The following is a 13,159-nucleotide window of genomic DNA, read 5'->3' as shown; positions in this document are numbered from 1 at the left end:
CCAGAACGCTTGCCAATGGGGACACGTGCTTCCGGTAATTCAGGTCCTCACTGCCTTCGTGATATCTGGCCCGGCCAGGTAGCACTAGGTGTTGGTCCCCCCATGCTATTGCGGGACGTTAAGCGTCTACCGTTATTGAATTACCATGGCTTGCTGAAGGCGGAGCCGATGAGCGCTTAAGGCTTTAGGAGTCGCTGGCTAAGTGCTAGCCAGAGTTAGACTGGTTCTTCCGAGCCCGCAGCGACTCGGTTTCTTAATAGTCCTGGCGCAGCTGGCGGGCTTCAGTTTTCAGGGCCTGACGGCGGTAACACAGAGCCTCGCGGAGCGTGTCGACGACTTGCGTCTCATCGGGTCGCTCAACGGCCACGGTCAGCGTTTGGGTGGTGGAGTGCAGCGTGATGACCACGATGCTTTCCAGTTCTGATGCGAAAAGTTGGTGTTGCTGGGCACGGGCCACTTTACGGACTCGGCGAACCTGCCAGAGCTGTTTGCTACAGGACGTGGCCGGCCGATTAATCGGTGAGCGAAGAGGTGGTTCGCTGGCACTCGCCCGAGGCAGTTATCATATTGGCCAGCCAGATGGCTGGTTGTCCGGTATCCTCGCATTCGTGTACGTGGTGGTTCGCCAGTAGCAGCTCCTCCGACCAGCTCAAGGAGTTCTTCGACCTCAACCGCATCCTGTTCCGCCACACCGAGGCCACGTACCTGATCCGGGTGTCGGGCGAGAGCATGCGGGGCACCGAAATCCATACCGACGATGACTGCTACTGGTTAGCCCGCGCCCTGGCAGGGCAAGGCCCAACACAAAAGCCAAGCGTTTACTACCCGGCTGGAGGATCTGATGGTCGTTGGGTAGGGTAGGGCTTGGATCAGGGCCCTGGTGCTTTCCATTGCTCACAAGATGAGGAGGCCTACAAGTGATGGTTAGATTTATGAGCGGTTATTGAAGAGTATTGGGTGGAGATGAGCCAGATGATCAAGCGCTAATTGAAAATACGGCCAGTCCAGTAACTATTTATCCACTCTGGTATTATATTCGCAATTCGCAAATCAAGAATCATGCGTAAATTTAACGGGTTGCGACCTCAGGATATTGTCTTATTGCTGAAGCTGGTAGCCAGTTCGAAGGCAAGGGTGTGGTTGGGTAAGGAGTTAGCTAATGAGCTATCATTGAGTGCTTCCGAGGTGTCGGAAGCGCTGGCCCGGTGTCGTTACAGTCGTCTGCTGGCTCCCGATCCGGGTTCTCATCAGGTGCAGGCAAGGGCCTTGATAGAATTTTTGCTGTATGGCTTGCCCTACGTATTCGCCGCCCATGCCGGCGCACAGGCACGCGGCATACAGACTGCCTCCAGTGCCGCTCCACTCAATAAAACCTTTGGGACAGAACCGACTTACGTCTGGCCCAATGCTGCGGGTGAGGCGTGGGGAGCTGCCATTGAGCCGCTTTACCCAGGTGTAGCCGCCGCCGCGCAGAAAGATGCCCGTCTTTATGAGCTACTGGCGCTGGTAGATGCTCTGCGGCTAGGCCGTCCCCGCGAACGGCGAGTAGCGGCCCAACTTGTAGAGGCCGCCATCACCCAGCACGTCAGCGCAGCGAATGGCAACTGAATCGCGCAATCTGCCCCAGCTAATGGCAGTCGCCTTCGCCCTTGGGAAGCTGCGGGAGCGAATTGTTTTCGTCGGCGGCGCCACGGTAAATCTATACAGCACGAGTGCTTTGCCACCACCCGAGCCCCCGCGTGACGTATGACGTTGATTGTATCGTAGAAATAGCCCCACGCGCGGCGTACCACGTCCTAGAGGAGGAGCTACGGGCGCTGGGGCTTATAAACGACATTGCATCGGGCGTATTATGCCGGGGGACGTATCAGGGGATGACCGTGGACGTCATGCCTACCGAGCCGGAAATTTTGGGCTTTAGTAATCCTTGGTATCCCGCCGGATTTGCCCACGCCACGATATACCGCCTGCCAAATGGCCTGGAGATTCGCATCCTGAGTGTCGTATATTTTGTAGCCACCAAACTCGTGGCGCTACGCGACCGGGGCTGGGCGGACTTACGCTAAGTTGAAAGCCCCTGGCCTTTAGGCAGGGGATGGGAAACGTGAACTGAATCGTTGCTGTCTTTGGCGATTAACAGGCGCACGTAGGCGGCAAATGAGATGCCAAGGGCTTTCGCTTTGGCTTGCGCAAGCGCATAAAGTTCATCTGACATACGCACTTGATAGGGTGGTTTTTGCTTGCTCATGTTGCAAATATAGTATGTTGTTTCGTATGTTTATCAAATGAAACTCACCACGTATCGTTTCCGCCTCAAAGATTCAGCTTGCCGGGTTCGCCTGCGCAAGCTGGGCTGGGCGTGTAACGATATCTGGAACTACTGCAACGAGCGCAATGCCTATCAGTGGTCGTTTCGCCGCAAGCTGCTTTCTGCCTTCGACCTGCATAAGTTGACCGCTGGCGTTGGTAAAGAGCTGGGCTTGCATAGCCAAACGGTGCAAGCCGTAGTGGATGAATACGCCAAGTGTGGCAAGCAGTTCAAGCGCCCGAAACTCAACTGGCGTAGCCGCAAGCGTAGCCTCGGTTGGATACCGTTCAAAGCCGTGGGCGTGAAGGTGAGCGCCGATAGCGTAACGTACAACGGGCATACGTTCCGCTTCTGGTCTTCGCGTCCATTGCCCGGCAAGGTGCGCTTCGGCTCGTTTGCCGAAGATGCGCAAGGGCGCTGGTACGTGAACTTCGTCTGTGAAGACCTCACGCCCGAACGTGCGCCAACGGGCAAGCAAGCCGGTATCGACCTCGGGTTGAAAACGCTGGCAACGCTCTCAGACGGTGTAGAACTCACACGCGAAAGCCTGACGCGCACCTTTGAAGTGCAGCTTGCCACGGCGCAACGTGCCCGCAAGAAAAAGCAGGTAACGCGGATTCACGCCAAGATTAAGAACAAGCGCAAAGACTGGAACCACAAGCAAACCACGCGGCTGACCAATGAGTACGACGTATTGGTGGTGGGCAATGTGAGTAGTTCCAAACTCAAAAAGACAACAATGGCTAAATCGGTGTCAGACGCCGGTTGGGCAGACTTCAAAACGATGCTTTCCTACAAGAGCCTACGACTCGGCATCACGTACCTCGAAGTCAACGAATCGTTCTCCACCGTGACTTGCTCGGTCTGTTCCGAAAGGACGGGTCCGAGTGGACTAAGCGCGTTGGGGGTAAGAACGTGGGGCTGTAGCACCTGTGGAACGGAACACAACCGGGACCAGAATGCGGCGGCAAATATCCTGCGTTCCGCTGGGGACATCCAGCGCCAAAGGGAATCTCCCTGCCTTTAGGCGGGAGAGGATGTCAAGCCTGAGTCAGGACTTGGAAGACATAGTGCACGTAGTGGACAATCGTAAAGGGCTGGCAGTTGAGTTGGCGGCCGCGCCCGCCGACGTGCGCCGCGATATCCAACTACGGTTAGTGGAACTGCTCGCGCTCCCCGATTTTTTAGAAGCCGTAGAGTGGACCTTGGCGGCTGGCTCGGGATACGAGCGCAAGTATGAGATAGAACGGCGCCTGCAGCAGTTGGCTAACGCATGAGATACTGTGATGAAATGCAAGCAAAGACTGCGCTTTAGCTTAAAAAGAAGAAACTTTTTATTTTAGCAATTGCTTAAATTCGCAAGTAGTACCTTTGCATAACCATGACTAAAAAAGCTACTGCCTGCATCCGGGTATTCGCTGATACGGCCCGTATCGAGCAGTGCCAGGCGCGATTGGCGCACGTTGAGCCGGCCCTTCAGTCCCTGGCCTCGGTCCTAGCCCTGGCCGGCAACGAGGTGCGCCTAAAAATTCTGCTGCTACTGGCCGACGAACAGCAGTTGTGCGTGTGCGACATCGCCGACGTGCTGCAAATGACCGTCTCGGCCGTGTCCCAGCACTTACGCAAGCTCAAAGATGGGGGCGTGCTGCACGCCCATAAGGTCGGCCAGACCGTGTTTTATGCCCTCAGCCAACCGCATTTACCCATTCTGCAACCGCTATTGGCGGGCTTAGCGGCCACTCCTTCGCTTCAATCGGCCTTATGAATACTTCCCCTTCTTCCAACAAACCCCTGCTCGGGGCCGGCTTGGTGGCGGCGCTGGCCGCGTCGCTGTGCTGCATCACGCCGCTGCTGGCGGTCCTGGGGGGCCTGGGCGGCGTGGCCTCGGCCTTTGCCTGGCTCGAACCCCTGCGGCCCTACTCAGTAGCCCTTACCGTGGGTGCACTGGGCTTTGCCTGGTATCAGCAACTCAAACCAGCGCCGGCCGCCGATGCCTGCGGCTGCACAGTGGACACAAAACCCACCTTTATGCAGTCCAAGGTCTTCCTAGGTGTGGTAACGGTACTGGCGGCGCTGCTGCTGGCCTTCCCTTACTACGGGGCAAAGTTGTACCCCACCCCAGTCGCACCCGTTCCAGTGGCCGCAAGTGCAGCCGGACCGGTCTGGCAAACGGCGAACTACCGCATCGGGGGCATGACCTGCGACGCCTGCGCGAAACACGTCGAGCACGCGGTGCAGCAGCTGCCGGGCGTGCAGGCCGTGACCGTTTCCTACGACCAGGGCACAGCGCAAGTCCGCTTTGATGCGGCCAAAAGCCCCGCCGCGCAGGTCGCCCAAGCTATTAACGGCACTGGCTACAAAGTGCTGGCCACGAACTAACCTCCCCCTGCTCCATGCTTACGCTCGAACCAAAGGCCCCGTTGCTTACTTCCGTCCTAACGTGCCCGGTATGCGGCCACGCGCAAGCGGAGCAAATGCCGACCGACGCTTGTCAATATTTCTACGAATGCACGAGTTGCCACACGGTTCTGAAACCGCTGGCCGGTGATTGCTGCGTGTACTGCTCTTATGGCTCGGTGCCCTGTCCGCCCATTCAGGAACAAGGTTCAGGAAGTTGCTGCGGCTAAACTGGTGCTTTCTCGTTGGTTTCGGGGTGAACGGATTCGAGCGCTGCTGCTAATTCGTTAACTGCGGGGTGGTACTGCGGGTCGTACATCCGGTCATTTTTCCACAGAGAGTAGCAAAGCAGGAGGAGTTTGCGCATGACCGCAATCACACCAGGCTTGCCGTTGGGGTGTCTCGCCCGCAGTCGGGTATAGAAGGCCATCTGCTGCGGGTTGTAACGCAAGCTGCTGATAGCCGGTAGATAAAGGGCCGTACGCAAGCGTACGTTCCCTCGGCGCGAGATGCGCGTGGCTCCGGCAAACAGCCCACTTTGGCGTTGCACTACATCCAACCCGGCGTAGGAAGCCAGTTGCCGCTCGTTATCCACGAGCACGAAGCCGCTGGTTTCGGCGACGACCACGATAGCGGTGGTCAAACCGATGCCAGGCACACTCGTCAGCTGTCTCAACTTGCGACCAAGTTCGGGTTCCGCTTCCAGCAAGGCGGCGAGGTCCTGGTCAACGGCGAGCAACTGCTACTGAATAAGTGTTTGTTGGGTGGCCAAGCGGGACAGGGAACGGGCATCGGGTTGATAGCTGTGCTGATAGGCATGGATTTTCACCTTGAGGCGTGCCCCATGTCCGGTTAAGCTTTGCCGCTCGCGGGCCAGCGCCCGTAATTGCCGTAAGGCTGGTGAGGGCGGTTGCCAGGCAGGCAAGGCACGCTCCAACCCGAGCCGGCAGAGTAAGCGCGCATCAAGTTGGTCCGTTTTGCTCTTTTGCTCGGTGCTCTGTGCAAAATGCTTCGCCTTGTTGGGGAGGAGCACGCTGAGTGCTTGCGCCTTATCACTTAGAAAATAGGCCAGTTCTTCGTAGTAGACGCCTGTGGCCTCTACTACAAACCAAATGGGAGCCGGCAGCACCGCTTGTTTTTCAGTCCAACTAAGCAAAGCAGCAAAGCCAGTCAGCGTGTTGTCGAATGATGTCTGTTTGCCGAAGCGCAGGTGCTGGCGGGCATCAATTTGCCCAAAACAGGCGACGAAAGTATCTTTCGCAATGTCGATGCCCACGACAAATTTGAGTGGGCTGGTGCAGGGATGGGCGGTAGGCATAAGGAAATGAAAAAAGGGGAAGAACTAGCCAGTCCGGTTTTTACCGCAACTCTCCTTGCACAAATGCGGGATGCCAACGCCGGGCTCCCTCCATACTGTTCAGTCTTCAGGCAAAAACGGGAAACGAGGCACAGTCTCTAACGCGCAATGTCAGGGCCGAAGCCCCGCATTTAGGGATAGTTGGTGACCTCGTTTCCTTTTCTGGCTACCCTTCTACGAAAGGCACTGCAATCATACAAGGGATAAGAAATTGATAGCGAGCCAGCCGGGTGCGGCCCCGGAAATATGCGAAACTTTATTGAACTGCCCTCACTACTGCGGCCCCGCCCGATGCCGTACCTTGCAGCGCCGGAGCCTGGCCGGCTCTTCCTTTATTCCTGATGCCTATGCCCCCCGTTGCCACTCCCGTTTCTGCCGATCCATTGGGCCACGCCCTGCTCGACTATCTGCATGGCCGCCTGGATGCCACGCTTACCGTGTTCAGCGACGTAGCCGAGGAGGAGCCCCTGCCGGCGTCCTACTTTTTCCGGAGCCTCTGGGAGATGCCCGAGCTGGAGCGGCAGGCCCTGGAGCAGTGCCAGGGCCGCGTGCTCGACCTGGGCGCCGGGGCCGGTTGCCACGCGCTGGAGCTGCAGAGCCGGGGCTTCGAGGTGAAAGCCATTGATGCTTCGGCCGGGGCCGTGCAGGTGATGCAGGCCCGCGGCGTGCGCCAGGTAGCGCACCACGACCTGCGCGACGCCGCCCTCACCCACGAAAAATACGATACCATCCTCATGCTCATGAACGGCCTGGGTCTGGTGGGCACGCTCGATGGACTGGCCGCCTTTCTGCGTCATGCGCGCCAGCTGCTGGCGCCCGGCGGCCAGATTCTGGCCACGTCTTCCGACATCAGCTACCTCTACGAGGACGAGGACGGCGCGCTGGTATTCGACCTCAACGGCCCTTACCACGGCGAAGTAACCTACACCATGCAGTATGGGGCCGAGCAGGGCGCCGCCTTCCATTGGCTGTTTGCCGATGCCAGCATTCTGCAGGACTACGCGCAGGAAGCCGGTTACGAGGTAGAGTTTCTGGGCGAAGACGAGCAGCAGCAGTACCTAGCATGCCTCACCGTGGCCAACGGTTAGCCGGCTGGCGCTCAGGCCTGCTGCCGGGCCGCCTCAACCTTTCGTTGCTTCATCAAGTACGCTGCTACCATGAGCTATAGCAAAACCTACACCGTGCGCTGGGCCGATATGGACCCCAACGTGCACATGCGCCACTCCGCCTACACCGACTACGCCGCCCAGGTGCGCCTGGAGTTTCTGGCCGACCAGGGCTTCACGATGCAGCACTTCGCCGAGCTGAAAATCGGCCCCATCCTGTTTCGCGAGGACACCCGGTTTCTCAAGGAAATCCACATGAGCGAAACCATCCGCGTATCGGCCGAGCTCGGCGGCATCAGCGCCGACGGCTCCCGCTGGCGCATCATCCACACCCTCTACAAAGCCGATGGCCGCGAAGCCGCCACCGTTACGGTGGACGGCGCCTGGATGGATCTGCGCCTGCGCAAGCTCACGCTGCCCCCGCCCGAGCTGGTCGCCGCCTTCTCCGGCATCACCCGCCACGCCACCTACGCCGATATCGTGCGCGAAAAGAAACCGGACGCCTAACGGCTGCTGTCATCTAAACGCACAAAAAGCCCGTCGCACAACCTCGTGCGACGGGCTTTTTTGGTGAATCGGGACGGTGAAATCTTGCCTCTAGGCCTTCTTAAGCGCCTTGGTAATGCGCTCTACCTGGCGCTGGTGGTGCAGCACGTGGTCGAGCATGAAATCCAGGGTTTGATAGATGGTGAGCATGCCGGAGCGGGGATGCTTGAAGATGGCCCGGTCGAGAAGGCGGCCGGGATATTCGTTGAGCAGCTGCTCCAGCCGCCGTCGGATCGACTGCCACTCGGCCTGCAGCTCCGGCAGCGGCGCTACCTGCTCGGGCGTCAGCTCAGCCAGCCGCCGGGGGGCCTTAAAGCGCGTGAACGGCAACCGCAGCAGCCCCCGCAGCAGCAGCGACTTCAGCGTGTGCAGCACGCCGGCCTTCTCCATTTCCTCGGTCTGCTGCAGCTTTTTTTCAAGATACTGCTCGATGCCGGCCTCCGACACCAGCAGGTGCTGCACCACCTGCGCCGCCGACCATTGCCCCGGCCCCGGCGACTGGTGGGCGCTGCTGCCGAGCGCTTCCGCCGCTTGCAGCAGATGGGTGGTGGCGAGTTCGAGTTGCTCGAAGCGTAAATGCAGACGATGGTTCATGGAATAGCAGCGGAGTGGGCGGTTAGGACGTAGCTTTGGGCAAAAGGTACGCAAATCCTTGCCGCTGGCTTCTACGCGGCTTCTCCCGCCCGGTTCTATGCCTGTTTCGCCTGCCTCGTTTTCCGGTTCTCCGCCTCCGCCGACGCATGTGCCCACGCCGGCGCTGCTGCGCCGCGAATGGCCGCTGCTGGTGCGGGTACTGATAGTGCTGGCGCTCTACGGCAGCTATTTCCTGCTGGGCGGTGGCCTCACGGGTGAGCGAATGCCCTACGATGCCGGCTACTACTGGGAAACAGCCGTCGACCTGAAGAGTCCGACTACGGGATTTTCGCTGCTCAACTTCCACGACCCCACCCACGGCTACTGCGCGGCCTTGCTGCAGTTTCCGGCGCTCATCGTGCGCTTTATCACCCACTGCTCGATGCCGGTGGCGGCTAAAACCACCGGCCTGGGTTGGGCCGCGCTGCTGTATGCGTGGCTGCTGCCGGCGCTGTGGCGCAGCATGGGGCTGGGGCGCGTGGCCGGGGGGCGCTGGCTACTGCTGCTGCTGTTGGGCTTCGCCTTCTGGCGCGACCATTTCAGCTTTACGATGGCCGATATGCCGGCGCTGTCGTTGCTGCTGCTGGCGCTCTGGGCTCTTAGCCGGGCTGGGTTAGGCTGGTGGCTGCTAGCTGGTTTGAGTCTGGCGGCGGCCTGCAACAGCCGGCCGGCCTACCTGGCGGCAGTGCCGGCAGCGCTGGGGCTGGCGACTTGGTGGAGCATGCAGCCCGGCCGGCAGAACGGAGTGGGGCGTTGGGCGTTGCTGCTGCTCGGCGTGGGACTGGTGCTGTTGCCGCAGTGGCGCATCAACCAGCGGCATTTTGGGCAGAGCACGCCGTTGGTGCTGGCCCGCGTAAACCCCACCGATACGGCCCCGCTCTACCTCAAACAGCTTACCTGGGGCACCCGCGTGCTGCGCTACGACACCGACCTGCGGCAGCGCCTGATTTATGCCGATCCGGCCGGGCTGGCGGTGCTGCGGGCCGAAGGCATCCGCGAGTACAGTTCCTACGGCCAGTTCCTGCGCATCGCACTCCAACACCCGCTCGACTATACGGTGCGCTACCTGCGGCACCTTTTCAACGGCCTCGATGTGCAGCAGCCGGCTCCGTACCTGATCCGCGCGTATGGGCCGGAGCGGCCGTGGGTGCAGCTGCTCAACTACACCGCGCTGGGAGCCGGACTCCTCACGCTACTGTGGCGGCCGGCCCGTTGGCTGACGTGGCCCCGGGCCCTGCTGCTGCTGGCGCTGCTGCTGCCCTGCGCCGCCGGCATCCCGACGGCCATCGAGTGCCGCTTTCTGCTGCCGCTGCACTTGCTGCTGCTGGCGGTGGCGGCGCTGGGGTTTTCACCAGGGCGCTGGCAGCAGCTGCGCGGCCAGCCGGGCCGGGCGCTGGTCCTGGTGCTGGCCGCCGGCCTTTGGTTGGGCGGCTGCTTCTGGGTTTCGGCCGCTACTTTCCGCAATCTGCAGCCCGACCATGGCAAGTCGCTAGTAGATGATTGAGTTGCGTATTTTATAGAATTCTCCCGTTGAAACCAGCCTCCCTGTTGCCTGGTAGCCCTGCCCGGATACCCTACTGGCGCCTTACCCTGCTGATTCTGGTGGTATACCTGGTGTACCTGCCGCTGTCGGGCTACGCCATGCTCTACAATGATGCGCTGAACTACTGGTTCATCTCCATCTTCTTCCACAAAGACGGTCACCTGTCGTTGCTCAACTTCCACGACAGTTTCCGGGGCTATCTACTGCCGCTGCTGCTGCTACCCATGCGTATCGTGCAGTTCTACAGCGGGCTGCCGGCCATCCTGTTTGCGCGCCTGTTTGGGGCGGTGCTGGCGGCGGTGGGCTTTGGCTGGCTGGGGCCGCGCCTCTGGCAAACGGTTGCGCAAACCGGGCCGCTAAGCTGGCCGCGCCGGGCTGCATTTGCGGCACTGGGTTTTGCGCTCTGGCGCGACTATTTCAACTTCCCGCTCACCGACTTTCCAAGCTTGGGGGCACTGCTGCTGGGCTTGCTGCTGCTCCACCGGCGTGGCCTGTGGTGGACGGTACTGGCCGGGGCGTGTCTGGCGGCCGCCTGTAATATCCGGCCGTCCTATCTGATTGCGGTGCCATTTTTCGTAGCGCTGGCGCTGGTGCTGCCGGGCCCGGCGCGGAAGTGGGGGCGGCTGGCGCGTGGGTTGGCACTGGTGGCCGGGGCAGCGCTGGTGCTGGGGCCGCAGCTGCTCATCAACCAGCGCCACTTCCACCAGAACACGCCGCTGGTGCTGGCCCAGGACGAAAACCTGGAAACCGACAACCTCTATCGCGAAAAGCTGAAGTGGGGCCTGCTGCACCAGAAATATGAAACTCGCATCGGTACCGACTACCCCGACCGGGTGATGATCTTCCGGGACTATGCCGGCGAAGCCCTCGTGCGGCAGGAGCGCATCGGCTGGTTCGATTCCTACGGCAGCTACCTGCAGCTGGTGCTGCGCCACCCCGCAGTTTTTGCCCGCATGTACGCGTGGCGCCTATTCAACGGCCTAGATATTCAGTACCCGACGCCATACATCAAGCAGGTGTACGTGCCCACCTGGGGCCTCGCGTGGCTGAACTATACGGTATGGTTTGGGGCCGCGCTGGTGCTGCTGCGCGCCCGCCTGCGCCACCTCACGCTGCCGCAGGGGCTGGTGCTGGCCGTGCTGCTGGTACCGTGCGTGCCTATGCTGCCTATGAGTATGGAATGCCGCTTTCTGCTGCCGCTGCACCTATTGCTATACGCCGTGCTGTGTTTCGGCTGGCCTCGGGCGTGGCACCCGGCCCGGCTGCCACGCCGGCAGCTGGTGGCCGTAGGCGTGTCGTTTGTGGCGTTTGTGGCGCTCTGTTTCTGGGCCTCAGCCACGGCGCAAGCCACCCTGGAACTGGGGCCACGGACGCTGTGGTGAAACCTACCGGCCACGAAAAAGCCCCGCAACCAACTTGGTTGCGGGGCTTTTTCGTGGAAGCCGGAGCTTCCTTATTTCTTCACGTACATCACCTCACGCACGGCATTCACGGTGCGGCCCACGTTGGGCAACGAGGCTTCGATGAGGGTAGGGGCGTAGGGCAGGGGCACGTCCATGCAGGTTACGCGCACTACCGGGGCATCGAGGTAGTCGAAAGCGCGGCGCTGCACGGTGTAGGCCAGCTCCGAGCTGATGCTGGCCAGCGGCCAGGCTTCCTCTACCACCACCATGCGGTTGGTTTTCTTCACCGAGTTCACCAGCGTGTCGTAGTCAATCGGACGTACGGAGCGCAGGTCGATTACTTCGGCTTCGATGCCTTCTTTGGCCAGCTCGTCGGCGGCGGCCAGGGCAATCTTCATCATCTTGCCGAAGCTCACCAGCGTCACCGATTTGCCTTCGCGTACCACGTTGGCCTTACCGATTTCGAGGATATACTCTTCCTCCGGCACCTCGCCTTTGTCGCCGTACATCTGCTCCGACTCCATGAAAATCACTGGATCCGGGTCGCGGATGGCGGCTTTCAGCAGGCCTTTGGCATCGTAGGGATTGGAAGGAACCACCACTTTCAGGCCAGGCGTGTTGGCGTACCAGTTTTCGAAGTTCTGCGAGTGCTGGCTGCTGAGCATGCCGGCACTGCCCGTAGGCCCGCGGAACACGATGGGGCAGGAGTACTGTCCGCCCGACATCGAATAGATTTTGGCGGCCGAGTTAATCACCTGGTCGATGGCCACCAGCGAGAAGTTGAAGGTCATGAACTCGATGACCGGAATCAGGCCGTTGATGGCCGCGCCCACGCCGATGCCGGCAAAGCCCAGCTCGGCAATCGGCGTATCAATCACGCGCTCCGGGCCAAACTCGTCCAGCATGCCCTGGCTTACTTTGTAGGCGCCGTTGTATTCGGCTACTTCTTCGCCCATCAGGAACACGCGCGGGTCGCGGCGCATTTCTTCGGACAGGGCTTCACGCAGGGCTTCCCGGAATTGGATGGTCCGCATAGTCTGTGGCAGTTCGAAAGTCAGAATGAAAATGCCGGCCTCAGCCGGCGCGTAAAGCTACGACGAGTAGCCGGGACGGGCAAACCGACATTACCTGTCGACCTAAATGAAGATGTTATTTGTCTGGCTAGACTTATATGCCTCTTGGAAAAAGACTGTTTAAATCGCCGTTTTACGGAATTGTGTATGCATAGAAGGAGCTATCATTGCCCAATGAACTCATCCCCTAAAAAAGCTTATCCTGTGATCTTTGTTCTGGGTCTCTTATGCAGCAATTGTACCCAGGAGAATCAGGGTGCCCAGGAGAACCAGCGTGTCATTACACGAGAAGAGAATTTATATCCTTACACTCTTGGTCCTGTCACTATCGATGTTCCTTTTTCATGGCGGAAGAGGGATTGTGACCCTGCTTCCGAGGATACGGCGGAGCCACACGTTTTTACAAATCCTGCTCAACGGCAGGATAGCCTACTCGGTGATGCAGTGATGGTAATCATTAAGAAGATAGAAGGTGACCCCGACTTACAGAGCTATCAGAAGCACTTTGTAGAAAACATGGAGGTAGAAGGAAAGAACCAAGTGAAGATGCTTTCCTTTCAGGATTCCGTTTTCGCAAATAGGGAACTTGTGTTTATCGACTATGATAATAGAGTTTTTTCTCAGAATCTTAGTCAAGTGTGTACTTATGGATGCTATCACAGGAAAGGAAACCTTGTATCGATAGTATGTATGGCACAACGAGGATTGACAAAAGACAATCAAAAGAAGCGTGAGCTATTTCGAAAGATAATCTACTCAGTAAAGTGGGTCGATGAATAAGCACTTCACAGCA

The 13,159-nt window shown here is 59.4% G+C and carries 16 protein-coding genes and 1 pseudogene; 11 read left to right on the top strand and 6 right to left on the bottom strand.

Features of this window, described 5'->3' with window-relative positions; genetic code table 11:
* Window positions 1–253 precede the first annotated feature (253 nt).
* Window positions 254–457, bottom strand: a complete 204-nt coding sequence (locus N008_RS23380; protein WP_156109425.1) for a hypothetical protein — start codon at window positions 455–457, stop codon at window positions 254–256.
* 354 nt (window positions 458–811) lie between these two features.
* On the opposite strand from N008_RS23380, the pseudogene N008_RS24305 reads away from it, so the two are divergent.
* Together N008_RS24305 and N008_RS19600 are read left to right on the top strand one after the other, a co-directional pair.
* Window positions 812–856, top strand: a pseudogene (locus tag N008_RS24305) (hypothetical protein); the annotation flags it as partial.
* 203 nt (window positions 857–1,059) lie between these two features.
* Window positions 1,060–1,608 carry a hypothetical protein gene (locus N008_RS19600; RefSeq protein WP_044017967.1) on the top strand — a complete coding sequence of 183 codons (549 nt, stop codon included), beginning with the start codon at window positions 1,060–1,062 and terminating at the stop codon, window positions 1,606–1,608.
* A 454-nt stretch (window positions 1,609–2,062) separates the two neighbouring features.
* Here the strand turns inward: N008_RS19600 and N008_RS23370 are convergent, their stop codons facing one another.
* Window positions 2,063–2,248: a hypothetical protein gene (locus N008_RS23370; protein ID WP_156109424.1), complete on the bottom strand. Its 186-nt coding sequence runs from the start codon at window positions 2,246–2,248 to the stop codon at window positions 2,063–2,065.
* 37 nt (window positions 2,249–2,285) lie between these two features.
* Here N008_RS23370 and N008_RS19590 point away from each other — a divergent pair, with 37 nt between their 5' ends.
* From N008_RS19590 to N008_RS23915, 4 genes are all read left to right on the top strand, one after another.
* Window positions 2,286–3,335 (top strand): RNA-guided endonuclease InsQ/TnpB family protein, encoded by a 1,050-nt coding sequence (locus N008_RS19590; protein WP_044017966.1) that lies wholly within the window; start codon window positions 2,286–2,288, stop codon window positions 3,333–3,335.
* 354 nt (window positions 3,336–3,689) lie between these two features.
* Window positions 3,690–4,073 (top strand): ArsR/SmtB family transcription factor, encoded by a 384-nt coding sequence (locus N008_RS19580; RefSeq protein WP_044017964.1) that lies wholly within the window; start codon window positions 3,690–3,692, stop codon window positions 4,071–4,073.
* Window positions 4,070–4,687, top strand: a complete 618-nt coding sequence (gene merTP, locus N008_RS19575) for a mercuric transport protein MerTP (protein ID WP_044017963.1) — start codon at window positions 4,070–4,072, stop codon at window positions 4,685–4,687. Before N008_RS19580 ends, merTP begins: the two co-directional genes overlap by 4 nt.
* A 14-nt stretch (window positions 4,688–4,701) precedes the next feature.
* Complete coding sequence (locus N008_RS23915) at window positions 4,702–4,935, top strand: GDCCVxC domain-containing (seleno)protein (protein WP_071884577.1); 234 nt, start codon at window positions 4,702–4,704, stop codon at window positions 4,933–4,935.
* Here the strand turns inward: N008_RS23915 and N008_RS19570 are convergent.
* Window positions 4,932–5,444 (bottom strand): IS110 family transposase, encoded by a 513-nt coding sequence (locus N008_RS19570; protein WP_044017962.1) that lies wholly within the window; start codon window positions 5,442–5,444, stop codon window positions 4,932–4,934. The genes N008_RS23915 and N008_RS19570 overlap by 4 nt on opposite strands.
* A gap of 3 nt (window positions 5,445–5,447) precedes the next feature.
* A complete protein-coding gene (locus N008_RS19565) occupies window positions 5,448–6,023 on the bottom strand; it encodes an IS110 family transposase (RefSeq protein WP_044017961.1) in 576 nt (191 codons plus the stop codon).
* Between the two features lie 386 nt (window positions 6,024–6,409).
* On the opposite strand from N008_RS19565, the gene N008_RS19560 reads away from it, so the two are divergent.
* Together N008_RS19560 and N008_RS19555 are read left to right on the top strand one after the other, a co-directional pair.
* On the top strand, window positions 6,410–7,150 hold the full coding sequence (locus N008_RS19560; RefSeq protein ID WP_044017960.1) for a class I SAM-dependent methyltransferase: 741 nt from the start codon (window positions 6,410–6,412) through the stop codon (window positions 7,148–7,150).
* Window positions 7,151–7,219: 69 nt separating this feature from the next.
* Window positions 7,220–7,675, top strand: a complete 456-nt coding sequence (locus N008_RS19555) for a thioesterase family protein (RefSeq protein ID WP_044017959.1) — start codon at window positions 7,220–7,222, stop codon at window positions 7,673–7,675.
* A 90-nt stretch (window positions 7,676–7,765) separates the two neighbouring features.
* Here N008_RS19555 and N008_RS19550 read toward each other — a convergent pair whose 3' ends face one another.
* Window positions 7,766–8,308 (bottom strand): DinB family protein, encoded by a 543-nt coding sequence (locus tag N008_RS19550; protein WP_044017958.1) that lies wholly within the window; start codon window positions 8,306–8,308, stop codon window positions 7,766–7,768.
* A gap of 97 nt (window positions 8,309–8,405) precedes the next feature.
* On the opposite strand from N008_RS19550, the gene N008_RS23365 reads away from it, so the two are divergent.
* Complete coding sequence (locus tag N008_RS23365) at window positions 8,406–9,851, top strand: hypothetical protein (protein WP_156109423.1); 1,446 nt, start codon at window positions 8,406–8,408, stop codon at window positions 9,849–9,851.
* A gap of 26 nt (window positions 9,852–9,877) precedes the next feature.
* Entirely contained in the window at window positions 9,878–11,272 is a 1,395-nt protein-coding gene (locus tag N008_RS19540) for a hypothetical protein (protein WP_156109422.1), read from the top strand.
* Window positions 11,273–11,343: 71 nt separating this feature from the next.
* Here the strand turns inward: N008_RS19540 and N008_RS19535 are convergent, their stop codons facing one another.
* Window positions 11,344–12,327: a pyruvate dehydrogenase complex E1 component subunit beta gene (locus tag N008_RS19535; RefSeq protein ID WP_044017955.1), complete on the bottom strand. Its 984-nt coding sequence runs from the start codon at window positions 12,325–12,327 to the stop codon at window positions 11,344–11,346.
* 213 nt (window positions 12,328–12,540) lie between these two features.
* On the opposite strand from N008_RS19535, the gene N008_RS23360 reads away from it, so the two are divergent.
* Window positions 12,541–13,146: a hypothetical protein gene (locus N008_RS23360; RefSeq protein WP_156109421.1), complete on the top strand. Its 606-nt coding sequence runs from the start codon at window positions 12,541–12,543 to the stop codon at window positions 13,144–13,146.
* The last annotated feature ends 13 nt before the right edge of the window (window positions 13,147–13,159 follow it).

Source organism: Hymenobacter sp. APR13 (assembly GCF_000737515.1).
GTDB lineage: Bacteria > Bacteroidota > Bacteroidia > Cytophagales > Hymenobacteraceae > Hymenobacter.
This window is presented reverse-complemented; position numbering and strand designations above follow the sequence as displayed.